Origin of the sequence: Stenotrophomonas sp. TWI587 (assembly GCF_039674145.1) — a bacterium.
Classification (GTDB): domain Bacteria; phylum Pseudomonadota; class Gammaproteobacteria; order Xanthomonadales; family Xanthomonadaceae; genus Stenotrophomonas; species Stenotrophomonas maltophilia_AY.
The window spans coordinates 228,289-242,171 of record NZ_JBDJMW010000004.1; the positions used below are offsets into that span (position 1 = coordinate 228,289).

The window sequence follows — 13,883 nt, forward strand, 5'->3', positions numbered from 1 at the left end:
CGTCAGAACGAGACGCCGAGGTTCATGCCAAAGGTGGTGTAGGCGGTCTGGAAGCCATCGGGCTTGTGCAGCGGGCTGCCGACGAAGCCTTCCCATTGCACGTGACGCGAGCCGCCACGCAGGCCCAGCGCCATGCCGGTGAGGCGGTCGCCGAGCAGCCACTCGGTCGAGGGTCCGCCCACCTGGCCATGGTCCACGGCCACGAAGCTCTCGACACCGCCGCCCATGGCAAAGGCCAGTTCATTGCGCAGCAGCCAGCCGCGCTCGCCGGTGAGCGAGAGTTCCCCGTCGAAGCCGCGTACGGTGTAGCGGCCGCCGATGGAGAAGCGGTCCTGCGGTACCAGCCGCGAACGGTTCCACTGCGCGCGCCAGCTGCCGGTATAGCGCAGTGCCTGCCGGCCCCATTGCATCGGCACGGTGAGCTGCGCATCGGCGGTCACCACCTTGCCGCGCGCGGTGCCTTCGCCAAAGCCCTCTTCCGGTGCCTGCAGCGCGTTGAACGCGCCGGTACCGCGGCGGTAGGCCAGGTTCGCATCCAGCGTGGCCTTGCCGATGAAGTGGCGGTGCGCGATTCCCAGCTCCCACCCGGCCATGCGCCGGCGCTGCACGAGGATCTCGGTGTCGTCGATGAAGTTGTCCGATTCACGGTACCAGCCGCGCGCGTGCATGCTGGTCTTGGCATGCGCGTTGCGGAACAGCATGCGGGTCAGGCGCAGCTCGGCATTGCGGCTGGAGCCGCTGTACTCATATGTTTCGTAGGCACCGGCCACGGTCTGCCGGTAGTCGTACTCGCTGGCGTTGGCCCCCAGCAGCCACCAGCCCAGCGGCACGCTGTAGTGGGTGGACCAGCTGTCGGTGCCGCGGTCGCTGCCGTTGAACACCGACTTGCCCGCATTGAAGTAGAACAGGTCACTCAACCCGGCCAGGTTGTCCAGCGACAGCGTGGCGCCGGCCTGCAGTTTGCCGGTGGACTGGCTGCCGGCGTCATCCAGGGTCAGGCTCACGCGCACCGGTGCGCGCTGCGCCCAGCTGATGACCAGATCGCTTTCACCGGGCTTGTCCTGTGCGCCTTCCTTCGGCGGGGCGATCTGGATGTCGACCGCGGCGGTGGGAACGCGTTGCAGGTTCTCCAGCGCCTGTTCGATATCGCGCAGGTTGAGCAGATCGCCCGGGCCCACCGCCAGCGCATTCCACAAGGCGGGCGCACGCCCTTCCTCGCTGGCGAAGCGGACGGCGTTGATGCGGCCGGGCACCACGGTGAGTGTCAACGTGCCGGTCTTCAGGTCCTGCGGGGCGGCCAGGATGCGGGTGGTCACGTAGCCGCGCGCGATGATCGCGTTCTGCATGCGCTTGATCACGATGTCCACGCCGCCGGTGCCCAGGCAGCGGCCAGTGGCCGGATCGTCGCTCGGATCGGCTGCACGCAGTGACCAGCGGAACTGATCGGCCAGCTCGCCCTCCAGCGCGATGCGCTGGATCGGGAAACAGGGCGTTTCGTCGGTCGGCAGGCGACCCACCGCCTCTTCCGGCGTGGCCTGGAGGCGCACGTCCGGCGTGGTCTCCTGCTGTTCGCGCAGGGCGCGCTCGCGCTCCTGCTGGCGCAGCAGCTCCTGATCCGGAGGGGCGACCTGCGCGCACACAGTGGCCTGCGTGCAGGCCAAGACCAATGCAACACCCACAGCCAACCGCCACCGCAGCACGCGGCTGCGTTCTACACGTCCCTGTTGCACGTTCACGCTCTTCCTAGGCAAGAATCCGGGCCGGCCGGCAATTTAGCGGCGGGCGGGCCCGGAACTTTAAAGGAATCGGGCCACCGGAAACAGGGCCGTAGACGACCGTCTGTCGGCTGGAGTGTGAAGACGGCCCTGTGAAAAAGTGATGCTGGTCCGGGCAATACGGCGTCGCGTCTCCGCCCACCGAGTGCCGGATGTGGCATCCCTACCAGTCTTCCATCGCCCTGCGGCTGGGCATACGCGGCGGTGCGAAGTGTGACCTCTATGCGGTAAGGCAGAGCGGCACGCATCACAGTTGCATGGCCGCACCGGAACGGCGGTCTGGATTCGGGACAGCGGGCACAGCGCAACGCGTGCCCTGCCCCTAGGCTCACGCTGGCTCACCGCAGTGAGCGCCTGGCCAACCTCCTGGAGAACTGTGCATGTCACGTACCGTTCTTGCCGTTACGGCCGTGGTGTCGGCGGTGATCATCAGCATCGGTTCGGCTACCGGCGCGGTGCTGCCTCGCATCATCGACGGCGAACCCGCGCCGATCGATCTCTATCCCGCCTATGTGGGCTTGTCACTGCATCCGAGCTCCGGCATCTCCCACCTGTGCGGCGGCACCCTGATTGCGGACCGCTGGGTACTGACCGCAGCCCATTGTTTCCGGCGCGTACCGGACATCGGCACGCTTCGCGCCAACATCGGCATGACCCGCTTCAGGCCAACCATCACCGCCCGTGACCAGGTGATGGTGAAGCGCGTGATCCTGCACCCGGGCTATGACCCTGACCAGTTCGACACCCGTTTCTGGTACGACGCCGCCCTGGTCGAACTGGAGCGGCCCGCCCAGTCCACGGATCTGATGCCGTTGGCCGCGAGCAGCGAGGGTCTGTTGCCGGGCGCCGAGCTCTGGGTGGCCGGCTTCGGCGTCATTGCGGGGCAGACACCGGACGTACTGATGCACACCGACAGCCACGTTCTTGCCGATCCCTTCTGCGCGGAGGTGCCGCCGGGCTATCCCACCACCACCTACAACCCGGCCATCCACCTGTGCGCTCAGCGCGCGGTGACCGGTGGTGACTCCGGTGGCCCGATCCTGCGCATGATCCCGACCGATCACGGGCAGTCCGCTTGGGAGCAGGTCGGCATCGTGGCCAACACGGTCTATCCGCCGGCGGAGATGCATACGCGCGTTCCGGCCATCAAATCCTGGATCGATGCGCATCTGGCCGGAACACCCTGACCAGGCGCGCAAAAAAAAACCGGCGGCCTCAGGGCCGCCGGCAAAGATAAAACATCTCTCTCTCGTTTCTAATGCGGTATTGCGCGGGGATCAGGCCTCGTAGGCCGACTCGCCGTGCGAGGTGACGTCCAGGCCGGTGCGCTCTGCTTCTTCGGTGACGCGCAGGCCAAACACCATGCGCACCACCAGCAGGATCAGCACGGTGGCCACGGCACACCAGGCGATGGTGAAGCCGACGCTGACCAGCTGCACCCAGACCTGATGACCGATGTCCAGGTCGGCCTTGGTCCCGCCCAGCGACTCGGCACTGAACACACCGGTGAGCAGCGCACCGACGATGCCACCGATGCCGTGCACACCGAACACATCGGCGGTGTCATCGACCTTGAGCAGGCGCTTGAGACCGGTGACGCCCCAGACGCAGACCACGCCGGCGACCAGGCCGATCACGATCGCGCCCAGCGGGCCCACGGTGCCGCAGGCCGGGGTGATGCCGACCAGGCCGGCGACGGCGCCGGAGGCAGCGCCCAGCGCGGACGGCTTGCCCTTGCTGACCGCTTCGACCAGGGTCCAGCCCAGCACCGCAGCAGCGGTGGCAAGAATGGTGTTGATGAAGGCCAGCGAGGCAACGGTATCGGCCGCGGCGGCCGAGCCGGCGTTGAAGCCGAACCAGCCCACCCACAGCAGCATCGCGCCGATATAGGTGAACGGCACGTTGTGCGGCTTCAGTGCGGTCTGGCCGTAGCCGATGCGCTTGCCGACGAAGTACGCGCCCACCAGACCAGCCACGCCGGCGTTGATGTGGACCACGGTGCCACCGGCGAAGTCGATCGCGCCCATCTCACCGAGATAGCCGCCGCCCCACACGATGTGCGCCATCGGGATGTAGCTCAGGGTGAACCACAGGGCCGAGAACAGCAGCACGGCCTTGAACTTGATGCGCTCGGCGAACGCACCGACGATCAGGGCGGTGGTGATGCCGGCGAAGGTCGACTGGAAGGCGACGAACAGATAATCCGGCAGGCCGGCGATCGGCGTGTTGCCGACGGTATCCGGGCCGAAGCCCTTGAGGAAGGCGAACTCGGTGAACGAGCCGAAGAAGGCGTTGCCTTCACTGAACACCGCGCTGTAGCCGTAGGCCACCCACAGCATCAGCACCAGCGAGAACACCACCAGGATCTGGCTGAGGATGGACAGCACGTTCTTGGAGCGCACCAGGCCGCCGTAGAACAGGGCCAGGCCCGGCACCACCATCAGCAGCACGAGCAGGGTGGAGGTGAGCATCCAGGCGACATCGCCGTGATCGAACGTGGCCGCGGCGGCGGCTTCGGCGACCGGGGCAGCCGTGGCCTCCGGCGCGGTCGGCAACGGCTCGACCGCGACCGTCTCCGAGGGTGCCGGGGTGACCTGCGCCTGGGCGTGCGCGCTGCTGGAAAACGCGCCAACGGCCAGTGCGCTGATCAGCATCATCAGGCACACGGCATGGAACCGGGCTTGCCACCCGGTGAACAAAGAAGTCTTCATTGTGGGCTCCGAGTGGGGTTAGAGCGCGTCAGCGCCGATTTCGCCGGTGCGGATGCGGACGACCTGTTCGACCGCGGTGACAAAGATCTTGCCGTCGCCGATCTTGCCGGTGCCGGCCGCGGTCTGGATCGCTTCGACCACGGCCTCCAGGCGATCGTCGGTCACGACGGTCTCGATCTTGATCTTCGGCAGGAAATCCACGACGTACTCCGCGCCGCGATACAACTCGGTGTGGCCCTTCTGGCGCCCGAAGCCTTTGACTTCGGTCACGGTGATGCCCGACACGCCAGCGTCGGAGAGGGCCTCGCGGACCTCGTCGAGCTTGAACGGCCGGATGATGGCGGAGATCAGTTTCATGCGCATATCCCGATGGTGGATGGAACCGGCCCGTGGGGGACCGATGTCAGGTCAACCGGCGGCCACTTGCACATGGCCGCCGGTCGTTGCGCCGAACGTTGCATGGGCCACGCCGATGCCGACGCCCGAAGGGCGACGCCAGCGGTGACGCGGGAGGGAGGAAGGGCCCATGACGCGTCCGGTCTCTCTTGCCCCTGGTGATGCGTGTTGCCTGCGTTGCGGCTCCCCAGCTGCAGCGCATGTCCTGCGGACCCGTTGCCGCCCGGATGCATGGGCTGCAAAAGGCGGCGACGATGACGAAGGGTGGGAGGGATATCCTTCGTCATCGTCACCTGTTGCTCAGTTCGCGTAGTACATCTGGTATTCGAGCGGGTGGGTCGCCGCGCGGAAGCGGGTGACTTCCTGCATCTTCAGCGCGATGTAGCCGTCGATGAAGTCGTCGCTCATCACGCCGCCGGCCTTGAGGAACTCGCGGTCCTTGTCCAGCGCTTCCAGGGCCTGGTCCAGCGAGGAGCAGACCTGCGGGATCAGCTTCTCTTCTTCCGGCGGCAGGTCGTACAGATCCTTGTCGCTCGGTGCACCCGGGTCGATCTGGTTCTTGATGCCGTCCAGGCCGGCCATCATCAGCACGGTGAAGGTCAGGTAGCCGGACTGGATCGGATCGGGGAAGCGCATTTCGATGCGGCGCGCCTTCGGGTTGGACACCCACGGAATGCGGCACGAGGCGGAACGGTTACGGGCCGAGTAGGCCAGCATCACCGGGGCTTCGAAGCCCGGGACCAGACGCTTGTAGCTGTTGGTGCCGGAGTTGGCGAAGGCGTTGATCGCCTTGGCGTGCTTGAAGATGCCGCCGATGTACCACAGCGCCAGCTGGCTCAGGCCGCCGTAGCCGTCGCCGGAGAACAGGTTGGTGCCGCCCTTGGAGAGCGACTGGTGCACGTGCATGCCGCTGCCGTTGTCGCCGACGATCGGCTTGGGCATGAAGGTGGCGGTCTTGCCGTTGCGGTGGGCGACGTTCTTGATGACGTGCTTCATGCGCAGCAGTTCATCGGCCTTCTGCACCAGGGTGCTGAACTTGGTGCCGATCTCGCACTGGCCGGCGGTGGCCACTTCGTGGTGCTGCACTTCCACTTCGATGCCGACCTGTTCCAGCGTCTTGCACATTTCCGCACGCAGGTCGTGCAGCGAATCGGTCGGCGGAACGGGGAAGTAGCCGCCCTTCACGGCAGGACGGTAGCCGCTGTTGGCGCCGTCGTACTTGTCACCGGTGCTCCAGGCCGCTTCTTCGGAATCGATCTTGAAGAAGGTGTGGCCCATGTCGTTGGCGAAGCGGACCGAATCGAAGATGAAGAACTCCGGCTCCGGGCCGAAGAACGCCTGCTCGGCGATGCCGGAGGACTTCAGGTAGGCCTCGGCGCGCTTGGCGATGCCGCGCGGGCAGCGGCCGTACGGCTGCATGGTGGCCGGATCGAGGATGTCGCAGCTGATGACCAGGGTCGGGTCGGCGTAGAACGGGTCGATGTAGGCGCTGGACGGATCCGGCAGCAGGACCATGTCCGATTCGTTGATGCCCTTCCAGCCGGCGATCGAGCTGCCATCGAACATCTTGCCTTCTTCAAACAGCGACGGCTCCACGATGCTGACCGGGAAGGTGACGTGCTGCTCGATACCACGCATATCGACGAAACGCAGGTCGACGAACTCGATCTGGTTGTCCTTGATCAGCTTCTCAACATTTTCCACGGACATCGGTGAAACCTCAGATGGGTGATTGCCTGTGTGGATAGAGCAATCCCCGTGCCAACTTTTCAGACTTCACAAACCCTTGATTTCACTGGGCTGGCACGCAACGTGGTGCGGGCCGGCGCGCACCAAAGTAGTGCACGCCCTGCACCACGCACACATTTGGTGCGAGGCGCGGATGTTTTATGCTGCCTCCCGATTTCACCTCTTCCGAGCTCCAGCACTCCCGATGTCCGATCTGCTCTCCGCCCTCCTTCTGGGCATTCTTGAAGGCCTCACCGAATTCCTGCCGATCTCCAGCACCGGCCATCTGCTGATCGCCCAGCACTGGCTGGGCGCACGCTCGGACTTCTTCAACATCATCATCCAGGCCGGCGCGATCCTGGCGATCACGCTGGTGTTCCGGCAGCGGTTGTGGACCCTGGCGACCGGCCTGCACGAGCGCGCCAACCGCGACTACGTGCTCAAGCTCGGTACCGCCTTCCTGGTGACCGCCGTGGTCGGCCTGCCGGTCCGCCTGGCCGGCTGGGAGCTGCCCGAGACGGTCACCCCGGTAGCCTGGGCGCTGATCATCGGTGGCCTGTGGATGATCCTGGTGGAGGCCTACACCGCGCGCCTGCCCGAACGCGATGAGGTGACCTGGAAGGTCGCCATCCTGGTCGGCATGGCGCAGGTGGTGGCCGGCGTGTTCCCGGGGACCTCGCGTTCGGCCGCGGCGATCTTCATCGCGATGTTGTTCGGCCTGAGCCGCCGCGCGAAGGCCACCGAGTTCGTGTTCTTGGTGGGCATCCCGACGATGTTCGCCGCCAGCGGCTACGCGTTCCTGGAACTGGCCAAGGACGGCAAGCTCGCCAGTGAGAACTGGACGGACGTGGGCGTGGCCTTCCTTGCCGCGGTCGTCACCGGCTTCATCGTAGTGAAGTGGTTGCTGGGCTACATCAAGTCGCACCGGTTCACGGCGTTCGCGTTCTACCGCATCGCACTGGGCGCGGCATTGCTGCTCTGGTTGCCGGCTGGCAACTGAACGGCCCGGCGCCGGTGCAACCCCGTTGTGGCTGCGCCGGCGTTTTTCCCCAGGTTCCCAAGGAGATGTACATGAAACGCACCCTGATGCTGATCCTGCCGCTGGCCCTCATGGCCGCCTGCAGCAACCCGCCCGCGAATTCGCCTGCCGCCCCCGGCAGCGAGCCGTCCCCGGCACCTGCATCGGCCCCGGCGGCCACACAGAACGCCAGCGCTGCATTGAGCGCGTCGCTGCTGCACGCCAACCATTGGCGGCTCGAGAGCGCCACCGATGCCAGCGGCAAGCACATCGATGCGCTGTTCGCCCGCGCCGACAAGCCGGTCACGCTGGACTTCAAGGAGGACCGCATCGCGATCAGCAACACCTGCAACCGCATGGGCGGCGGCTACACGCTGGCCGACGGTTCGCTGACCATCTCGCCGATGGCCTCCACCATGATGGCCTGCACCGACAAAAACCTGATGGCGCTGGACCAGGCCGTCGGCAGCCGTCTGGAAGGCGCGCTCAAGACCGAGCTGGGCGATGCCGGCCAGCTGACCCTGCGCACCGCCAAGGGCGATGTGCTGGTGTTCACCCCGGAGCCGACCGCTGAAACCCGCTACGGCGGCGAAGGCGAAACGGTGTTCCTGGAAGTGGCCGCGCAGACCAAGCCGTGCCCGCACCCGATGATCCGCGACAAGCAGTGCCTGCAGACCCGCGAGATCCGCTACGACGCCAACGGCATCAAGCAGGGTGAGCCGGGCGAGTGGCAGAACTTCTACGACGCCATCGAGGGCTATACCCACGAAGACGGCGTGCGCAACGTGGTGCGTGTGAAGCGCTACAAGATCGCCAACCCGCCGGCCGATGCCTCGTCCAACGCCTACGTGCTGGACATGGTGGTCGAGTCCGCGAACGAGAAGAAGTAACACGCAGAAGGGCGGCCACTGGCCGCCCTTCTTCATCCTGTAGTGCCGGCCGCTGGCCGGCTCCCGACAGCGGGTCGGTACCTACCGGGGCGAGCACCGACCGACGGTCGCTACCTCGCTTCAGACCAGCGCCGGGTTCAACGTGTAGGTGCCATGCAGCGATGCTTCGGCCAGCACGTGACCCTGCATCGCACGCAGCACCTCCGCGGCGGTGAACGGCGTGGGCAGCGCCAGCTGCGCCACGTCCAGCGCGAACACGCGGAAGAAGTAGCGGTGCACGCGTTCGTCGTTGAACGGCGGGTACGGGCCGTCGTAGCCCAGGTACTGGCCGGCCATGTCCGGATTGCCCGCAAACCAGCCGGTGAAATCGTTCAGGCCCTGACGGCTGCCTGCCGGGCCCGCCGGCTGGGTCTTGCCGCCCACGGTGAAGCCGTCACTGCAGCTGCCGGCGGCGAGCTCGCGCACGTCAGCCGGAATGTCGACCATCGCCCAGTGGGTGAAGTGTGCGCGCGGTTGATCGCGCGGCACCGTGCAGTCCTGGCGGCCCACGGTGTCCGGCACGGTCGGCACATCCGGGTCGATGCACAGCAGCGCGAACGAACGGGTGCCGGCCGGCACGTCGTGCCAGGCCAGCTGTGGGTTGCGATTGGGCGCGAAGCCCTCGGCGTTGCCGGCCGCGAACGTGGCGGCGATCGGCTGGCCGTTGGTGATGCTCTCACTGCTCAGATACATACAGGTCTCCTCACTCTTCCGGGTAGCCCAGGCGCACCGCAACCGAGGTCAGCAGTGCGAAGGCCGGGCCCATTTCATCGCGGTAATCGCGCCAATGGCCGGGGGCCATGCGGGCCGGGCCGAGCGTGGGCGCGGGCGGGAAATGCATGCCGAACAGGTTGCCCAGATGATGTGCCATGGCCTGCGCGTCGTGGCCGATGTCATCGATGCGCACCAGCGCGTTCGGGTACAGGTCCTGTTCGTGCAGGGTGGCGACCTGGGCCAGCGACCGCGCCAGCCATTCCGCCGCTTCGTGCACCGAGTTCAACGCGAACGGCGCAGGCGCGCCGAAGGCGATCCACTCCAGCAGCATGTCGCGCGGATCACGCAGGGCGATGATCAGGCGGCCTTCCGGCAGCTGCGGACGCAGCGCCCACAGCAAGGCGTTGTCCCACCACAGCAGCCAGTCGATCACCGCACCTTCGGGAACGCCGCGGGCCGGCAGCTGGCTGCGCCATTGTTCAACCAGCGCCTCCGCAGTGAGCTTGCCGGTCGAGAGGTCCTGCAGCGTGTGATAGCTCTGGAAGGCATCATTGGGCGGCGTCGAGCCGAAGCGATCACCGCGGACCACCGGACTGGCAGCGGCCATCGCCGCGACCACGCGCTCCACGCCCGAGCCTGGCGCACCCCAGACGAAGATCGGCGCAACAGCGTTGCCTTCGGGCACCGGCGCCAAGTCCGGCCAGCTCAGCGGTGCCTTGGCCTGCGGCGGCATCGGCAGGCGCTGCGGTGCCTCGGCGGCATGCAGATCCACCCACGTCCGCAGGGCATCGCGGTACTGGCCCGCACGGTCCTGGACCGAGCCCAGCCAGGCGCGCAGCGACGGCTTGGCTGCGTCCGGTGCGCCATCATGCAGCGCCTGCACGCGGGCGATGGCGGCCGATGGATCCCGCTTGAGCAGGCCCTCGACCAGACGCATCTCGCCACTGGCACGGCCCGGCTCGATAGCCACGATCCGTTCGGCCACGGCTTCGGCGGCCTCGGCCTCGTTGTTCATGTCATGCAGGCGCAGGCGGGTTTCCAGCGCCGGCAGGTGTTCGGGCATGGCCTGCAGCCAGCGTTCGCCGACGGCAACCGCCTCCGGCCCACCGACCGGTTCGACGGTCAGGCGCGCCATCCACAGGTCATGCACCTCGGGGTGATCGGCCAGGGTCGCATCGAGCGTATCGCGAGCCTGCTGTTCGCGGCCCAGGCGCTGCCAGGCCATCAGCAGCAGCTGCAGCGTGTGGCGATCGGCCGGCCACTGGGCCAGCACCGGCAGCAGCTGCTCAAGCGCCTGCAGCGGTTGCCCGGCCTGCAGTTCCAGCTCGCCGGCCAGGCGGTGCATGGCCGGGCTGTCGCCGGCCGGGGTGGCCAGCACCTGGCGCATCATCTCGGCGGCCACATCCACATGGCCCTGGCGCAATGCCAGCTGCACGATCAGGCCCTGCAGCGAGGTGACGCTCGGGTTCAACTCCAGCACGCGGCGGAACGCCTGCTCGGCGAAGGCCAGCATGTCCTTGCCCAGGTAGGCAAAGCCGAGGGCGTACAACACCCGCGAATCACCCGGCAGGGCTTCGCTGGCGGCCGACAGCAGCGACAGCGCGCGATCCACCTCGCCCCGGCGCAGCGCCACCATGCCGGTCAAGGCCGCCAGTTCCGGATGGTCTTCATCCACACGCGTGGCCAGGCGGGTCAGCCGGTCGGCTTCATCGACGTCATTGCGGGCCAGCGCCAGGTGCGCCTGCATCACATACGCGGACAGTTCATTGGGATTGAGTTCGGCGGTGCGGTCGAGCGCCGAACCGGCGGCGTCGAACTGGCGCAGGGCCAACAACAGGCCCGCCTGCTGCAGGTGCAGATCGGCATTCTCCGGGGCGAGCGTCAGTGCCTGCTGCAGGCTGGTCAGCGCGTCATCGAACTGGCCCTGCTGCTGCAGCGACAGCGACAGCCAGCGGTGCGCCTGCGGCTGCTCCGGCTCGGCCGTGGTCCATTCGCGCGCCAGTTGCACGGCGTCGTCCACCGCATTGCGGCGCAGGGCTTGAAGAATCTGGTCTTGCATGACGGTCCGAACTCGAGGGTCAAACCCCGATTGTAGCGGGGCCGGCCCGCCAGAACGGCCGATCAGGCGGGCGTGTTCGCCTCGATCCCCAGCCGCTGGGCCACCCAGCGCTCGGAGAAGCCATCACCGCGCCAGTTCTCCAGGAAGCCGCAATGGCCGCCCCACGGGGCGATTTCCAGGTGGGCATGGGCCGGCAGGCGCCAGCCGTTGAAGGTGGTGAACGGGATCACCGGGTCGTCCTGGGCCATCAGGATGTCGGCCGGCACCTGCAGCCCGGCCAACCGGTCGCCGGCGATCGAGTAGCCATCGAAGTACGCCTGCAGGGAGCCGAAATCGGTGTGGTGCTCGACCAGCCAGGCGGTCAGTGCGCGGATGTCCAGCTTGAGCACGCGGTCGTCCCAGTCGCTCAGCTCGGGGAACAGGTCGCGCTTGCGGCGCAGCGAACCGGCCCACTTGCGCCGGAAGTACCAGTCGTACATCGCCGGGCCGTTCTCGATGCTCTCCATCGTGATGGCCGGGTCCAGCACCGGGCAGACCGAGGCGACCCGGCGCAACGGTACCCCGGCAGACGGTGCACGCAGGGCCAGGCGCAGCACGAAGTTGCCGCCCAGCGAATAGCCGGCTGCGACCAGCGGCAGCTCGGGCCAGCGCCGGGCGATGTCGCCGGCGGCGTGCACCACTTCATCGATGCGGTTGGAGTGGAAGATGCCAGGATTGAGGTGATGGGTATTGCCGTGGTCGCGGAAGTTCAACCGCACCACGTCATAGCCTTCTTCGAGCAGCCGCGCCGCCGTCATGCGCATGTAGCTGGATTCGGCACTGCCTTCCCAGCCATGCAGCAGCAGCGCCATGCCGATCGGCTCACGGCCGTCGATGAAGCTGTGCCAGCCCTGCAGGCGTACGCCTTCGCCGCCGTCCAGAATCAACTCTTCGGTATGCGCACCGGTGGCGGCCAGCAGCACCAGGCCGCGCTGCATGCGCATGCGGCTGGAGCTGAGCATCGACTGCAGGTGGGGATTGCGCAGCCAACGCGGCGGTTGGTAGTCGGCAGCGGTCAACATGGGCGCGAGCCTGCTCCCGGCTGCGACGCTGGCGCGTGAAGGAACAGCACCGGGTTACTCGGCGGACATGGCCGCCAGGATGCGCGCGCGCGAGGTTTCCGCGATGCGGCGACGGCCTTCCAGATCGTGAGTACCAATAGGCGCGAGGAAATGCACCTCGGCCCGCCGTGCCGGCTCGCCCAGCAGCCGCAGGAAGTTGGCGAAGAAACTCTCCCTCGGACCGAACGCGACAATGGTCTGCGCATCACCGCGTACGCCATAGCGCAGCGCCACCGGCTGGATCGGCACCTGGGTCTCGACCGCCGCCTGGAAGATGCGCGCGTGGAACGGGCCTACTTCGTGCCCACCGCGGGTGCGCCCTTCCGGGAATACGCCAACCGCTTTGCCCTCGCGCAGGCGCACCACCATTTCCTGCATCACGCCACCGAGCGACTCGGTGCTGCCACGCTGATGGAAAATCGTCTGGCCACGTGCGGCCAGCCAGCCGATCACCGGCCACCCGGCGATCTCCTGCTTGGCCACGAAGCCCATCATGCGCTGGCTGTGCAGCATCGAGATGTCGACCCAGCTGACGTGGTTGGCCACGAACAGCACCGCACCCGGCAGCGGTGTGCCGATCCGGTGCAGGCGGAAGCCGAAGATCCACATCAGGCCGGCCGACCAGGCATTGACCGCCGCGTGCTCGAACGTGCGCTCGCCCACACGCATACGCCCCCACGGCGGCAGCATGGCGATCAGCAGCATCGGCAGGAACAGCAACAGGTGGACCAGCAGCAGCGGTACGCGGTACAGATAACGGCACACACGCGCCACGCCGCCACGTGAGGCCGGAGTGGGGGAATTCATCCGCGAACGATACCCGAGCGCCGCAGGCTCTGCCAGCGGAATCCGGACAATTCCATGACAGCGGCGCGCCAGTCGCCGCACGCGGTCAAGCCGGTGCCCCTGCACGGCACAGCCACCGGGGCGACATGCGCCGGCGCACTGTCATGGCCGGTGCAACACAGCGTCCATGCCATGCCGCCGGTCAGCCCGGCCGGTCAGCCCGGCCGGACCGCCGGAACCACCGCCAGCGTCAGCCGCGAGGTGCAGACCAGCTTGCCGGCCTCATCTTCGATGCGGATGTCCCAGACCTGGGTGCTGCGCCCGACGTGCACCGCACGCGCGGTGCCGGTGACGGTGCCGGCACGCACAGCGCGGATGTGGTTGGCGTTGATCTCCAGCCCGACACAGACCTGGGCGGTGGTATCCACGCACAGGTTGCCGGCACTGCTGCCCAGGGTTTCAGCGAGCACCACCGACGCGCCGCCATGCAGGATGCCGTACGGCTGGCGGGTACGTTCGTCCACCGGCATGGTCGCGCTGATCCAGTCCTCACCCGCCGCGGTGAAGGTGATGCCCAGGTGCTCGATGAGCGTGTTGCGGCTGAGCGCGTTGAGCGCATCGATCGACACCGCGTCGCGGAATACCTGGGACATGCAGCTTCTCCGTG

12 protein-coding genes are annotated in these 13,883 nt (G+C 67.2%); 3 read left to right on the forward strand and 9 right to left on the reverse strand.

Going from position 1 to position 13,883, the window contains the following annotated elements:
* Positions 1 to 2 precede the first annotated feature (2 nt).
* Positions 3 to 1,730, reverse strand: coding sequence for a ShlB/FhaC/HecB family hemolysin secretion/activation protein (locus tag ABE464_RS08570; protein WP_346471722.1), 1,728 nt, complete (start codon positions 1,728 to 1,730; stop codon positions 3 to 5).
* Between the two features lie 425 nt (positions 1,731 to 2,155).
* Between ABE464_RS08570 and ABE464_RS08575 the strand changes: the two genes are divergently transcribed.
* Positions 2,156 to 2,962: a serine protease gene (locus tag ABE464_RS08575; protein WP_346471592.1), complete on the forward strand. Its 807-nt coding sequence runs from the start codon at positions 2,156 to 2,158 to the stop codon at positions 2,960 to 2,962.
* Between the two features lie 90 nt (positions 2,963 to 3,052).
* Here ABE464_RS08575 and amt read toward each other — a convergent pair whose 3' ends face one another.
* From amt to glnA, 3 genes are all read right to left on the reverse strand, one after another.
* Complete coding sequence (gene amt / locus ABE464_RS08580; RefSeq protein WP_346471593.1) at positions 3,053 to 4,486, reverse strand: ammonium transporter; 1,434 nt, start codon at positions 4,484 to 4,486, stop codon at positions 3,053 to 3,055.
* A gap of 18 nt (positions 4,487 to 4,504) precedes the next feature.
* Positions 4,505 to 4,843, reverse strand: a complete 339-nt coding sequence (locus tag ABE464_RS08585; RefSeq protein ID WP_019184907.1) for a P-II family nitrogen regulator — start codon at positions 4,841 to 4,843, stop codon at positions 4,505 to 4,507.
* A gap of 339 nt (positions 4,844 to 5,182) precedes the next feature.
* Positions 5,183 to 6,592, reverse strand: coding sequence for a type I glutamate--ammonia ligase (gene glnA / locus ABE464_RS08590; protein ID WP_346471594.1), 1,410 nt, complete (start codon positions 6,590 to 6,592; stop codon positions 5,183 to 5,185).
* A gap of 223 nt (positions 6,593 to 6,815) precedes the next feature.
* Between glnA and ABE464_RS08595 the strand changes: the two genes are divergently transcribed.
* Both ABE464_RS08595 and ABE464_RS08600 read left to right on the forward strand, forming a co-directional pair.
* Positions 6,816 to 7,610, forward strand: coding sequence for an undecaprenyl-diphosphate phosphatase (locus ABE464_RS08595; protein WP_346471595.1), 795 nt, complete (start codon positions 6,816 to 6,818; stop codon positions 7,608 to 7,610).
* Positions 7,611 to 7,681: 71 nt separating this feature from the next.
* A complete protein-coding gene (locus tag ABE464_RS08600) occupies positions 7,682 to 8,518 on the forward strand; it encodes an META and DUF4377 domain-containing protein (RefSeq protein WP_346471596.1) in 837 nt (278 codons plus the stop codon).
* Positions 8,519 to 8,638: 120 nt separating this feature from the next.
* On the opposite strand, the gene ABE464_RS08605 is transcribed toward ABE464_RS08600, so the two are convergent.
* The 5 genes from ABE464_RS08605 to ABE464_RS08625 form a co-directional block, all read right to left on the reverse strand.
* Entirely contained in the window at positions 8,639 to 9,250 is a 612-nt protein-coding gene (locus ABE464_RS08605) for a YbhB/YbcL family Raf kinase inhibitor-like protein (protein WP_346471597.1), read from the reverse strand.
* Between the two features lie 10 nt (positions 9,251 to 9,260).
* The gene (locus tag ABE464_RS08610) at positions 9,261 to 11,330 is read right to left on the reverse strand and encodes a tetratricopeptide repeat protein (RefSeq protein WP_346471598.1); all 2,070 of its coding nucleotides are present in this window, start codon (positions 11,328 to 11,330) and stop codon (positions 9,261 to 9,263) included.
* A gap of 62 nt (positions 11,331 to 11,392) precedes the next feature.
* Positions 11,393 to 12,388 carry an alpha/beta fold hydrolase gene (locus tag ABE464_RS08615; protein WP_346471723.1) on the reverse strand — a complete coding sequence of 332 codons (996 nt, stop codon included), beginning with the start codon at positions 12,386 to 12,388 and terminating at the stop codon, positions 11,393 to 11,395.
* Between the two features lie 57 nt (positions 12,389 to 12,445).
* Positions 12,446 to 13,237: a lysophospholipid acyltransferase family protein gene (locus ABE464_RS08620; RefSeq protein ID WP_346471599.1), complete on the reverse strand. Its 792-nt coding sequence runs from the start codon at positions 13,235 to 13,237 to the stop codon at positions 12,446 to 12,448.
* A 194-nt stretch (positions 13,238 to 13,431) separates the two neighbouring features.
* On the reverse strand, positions 13,432 to 13,869 hold the full coding sequence (locus ABE464_RS08625; protein ID WP_346471600.1) for a hotdog fold thioesterase: 438 nt from the start codon (positions 13,867 to 13,869) through the stop codon (positions 13,432 to 13,434).
* Positions 13,870 to 13,883 lie beyond the last annotated feature (14 nt).

Bases quoted from the DNA above. Each gene is read 5' to 3' on its own strand.
- ABE464_RS08575 (WP_346471592.1), top strand. From the start codon at position 2,156: ATGTCACGTACCGTTCTTGCCGTTACGGCCGTGGTGTCGGCGGTGATC.
- amt (WP_346471593.1), bottom strand. From the start codon at position 4,486: ATGAAGACTTCTTTGTTCACCGGGTGGCAAGCCCGGTTCCATGCCGTG.
- ABE464_RS08585 (WP_019184907.1), bottom strand. From the start codon at position 4,843: ATGAAACTGATCTCCGCCATCATCCGGCCGTTCAAGCTCGACGAGGTC.
- glnA (WP_346471594.1), bottom strand. From the start codon at position 6,592: ATGTCCGTGGAAAATGTTGAGAAGCTGATCAAGGACAACCAGATCGAG.
- ABE464_RS08595 (WP_346471595.1), top strand. From the start codon at position 6,816: ATGTCCGATCTGCTCTCCGCCCTCCTTCTGGGCATTCTTGAAGGCCTC.
- ABE464_RS08600 (WP_346471596.1), top strand. From the start codon at position 7,682: ATGAAACGCACCCTGATGCTGATCCTGCCGCTGGCCCTCATGGCCGCC.
- ABE464_RS08605 (WP_346471597.1), bottom strand. From the start codon at position 9,250: ATGTATCTGAGCAGTGAGAGCATCACCAACGGCCAGCCGATCGCCGCC.
- ABE464_RS08610 (WP_346471598.1), bottom strand. From the start codon at position 11,330: ATGCAAGACCAGATTCTTCAAGCCCTGCGCCGCAATGCGGTGGACGAC.
- ABE464_RS08620 (WP_346471599.1), bottom strand. From the start codon at position 13,237: ATGAATTCCCCCACTCCGGCCTCACGTGGCGGCGTGGCGCGTGTGTGC.
- ABE464_RS08625 (WP_346471600.1), bottom strand. From the start codon at position 13,869: ATGTCCCAGGTATTCCGCGACGCGGTGTCGATCGATGCGCTCAACGCG.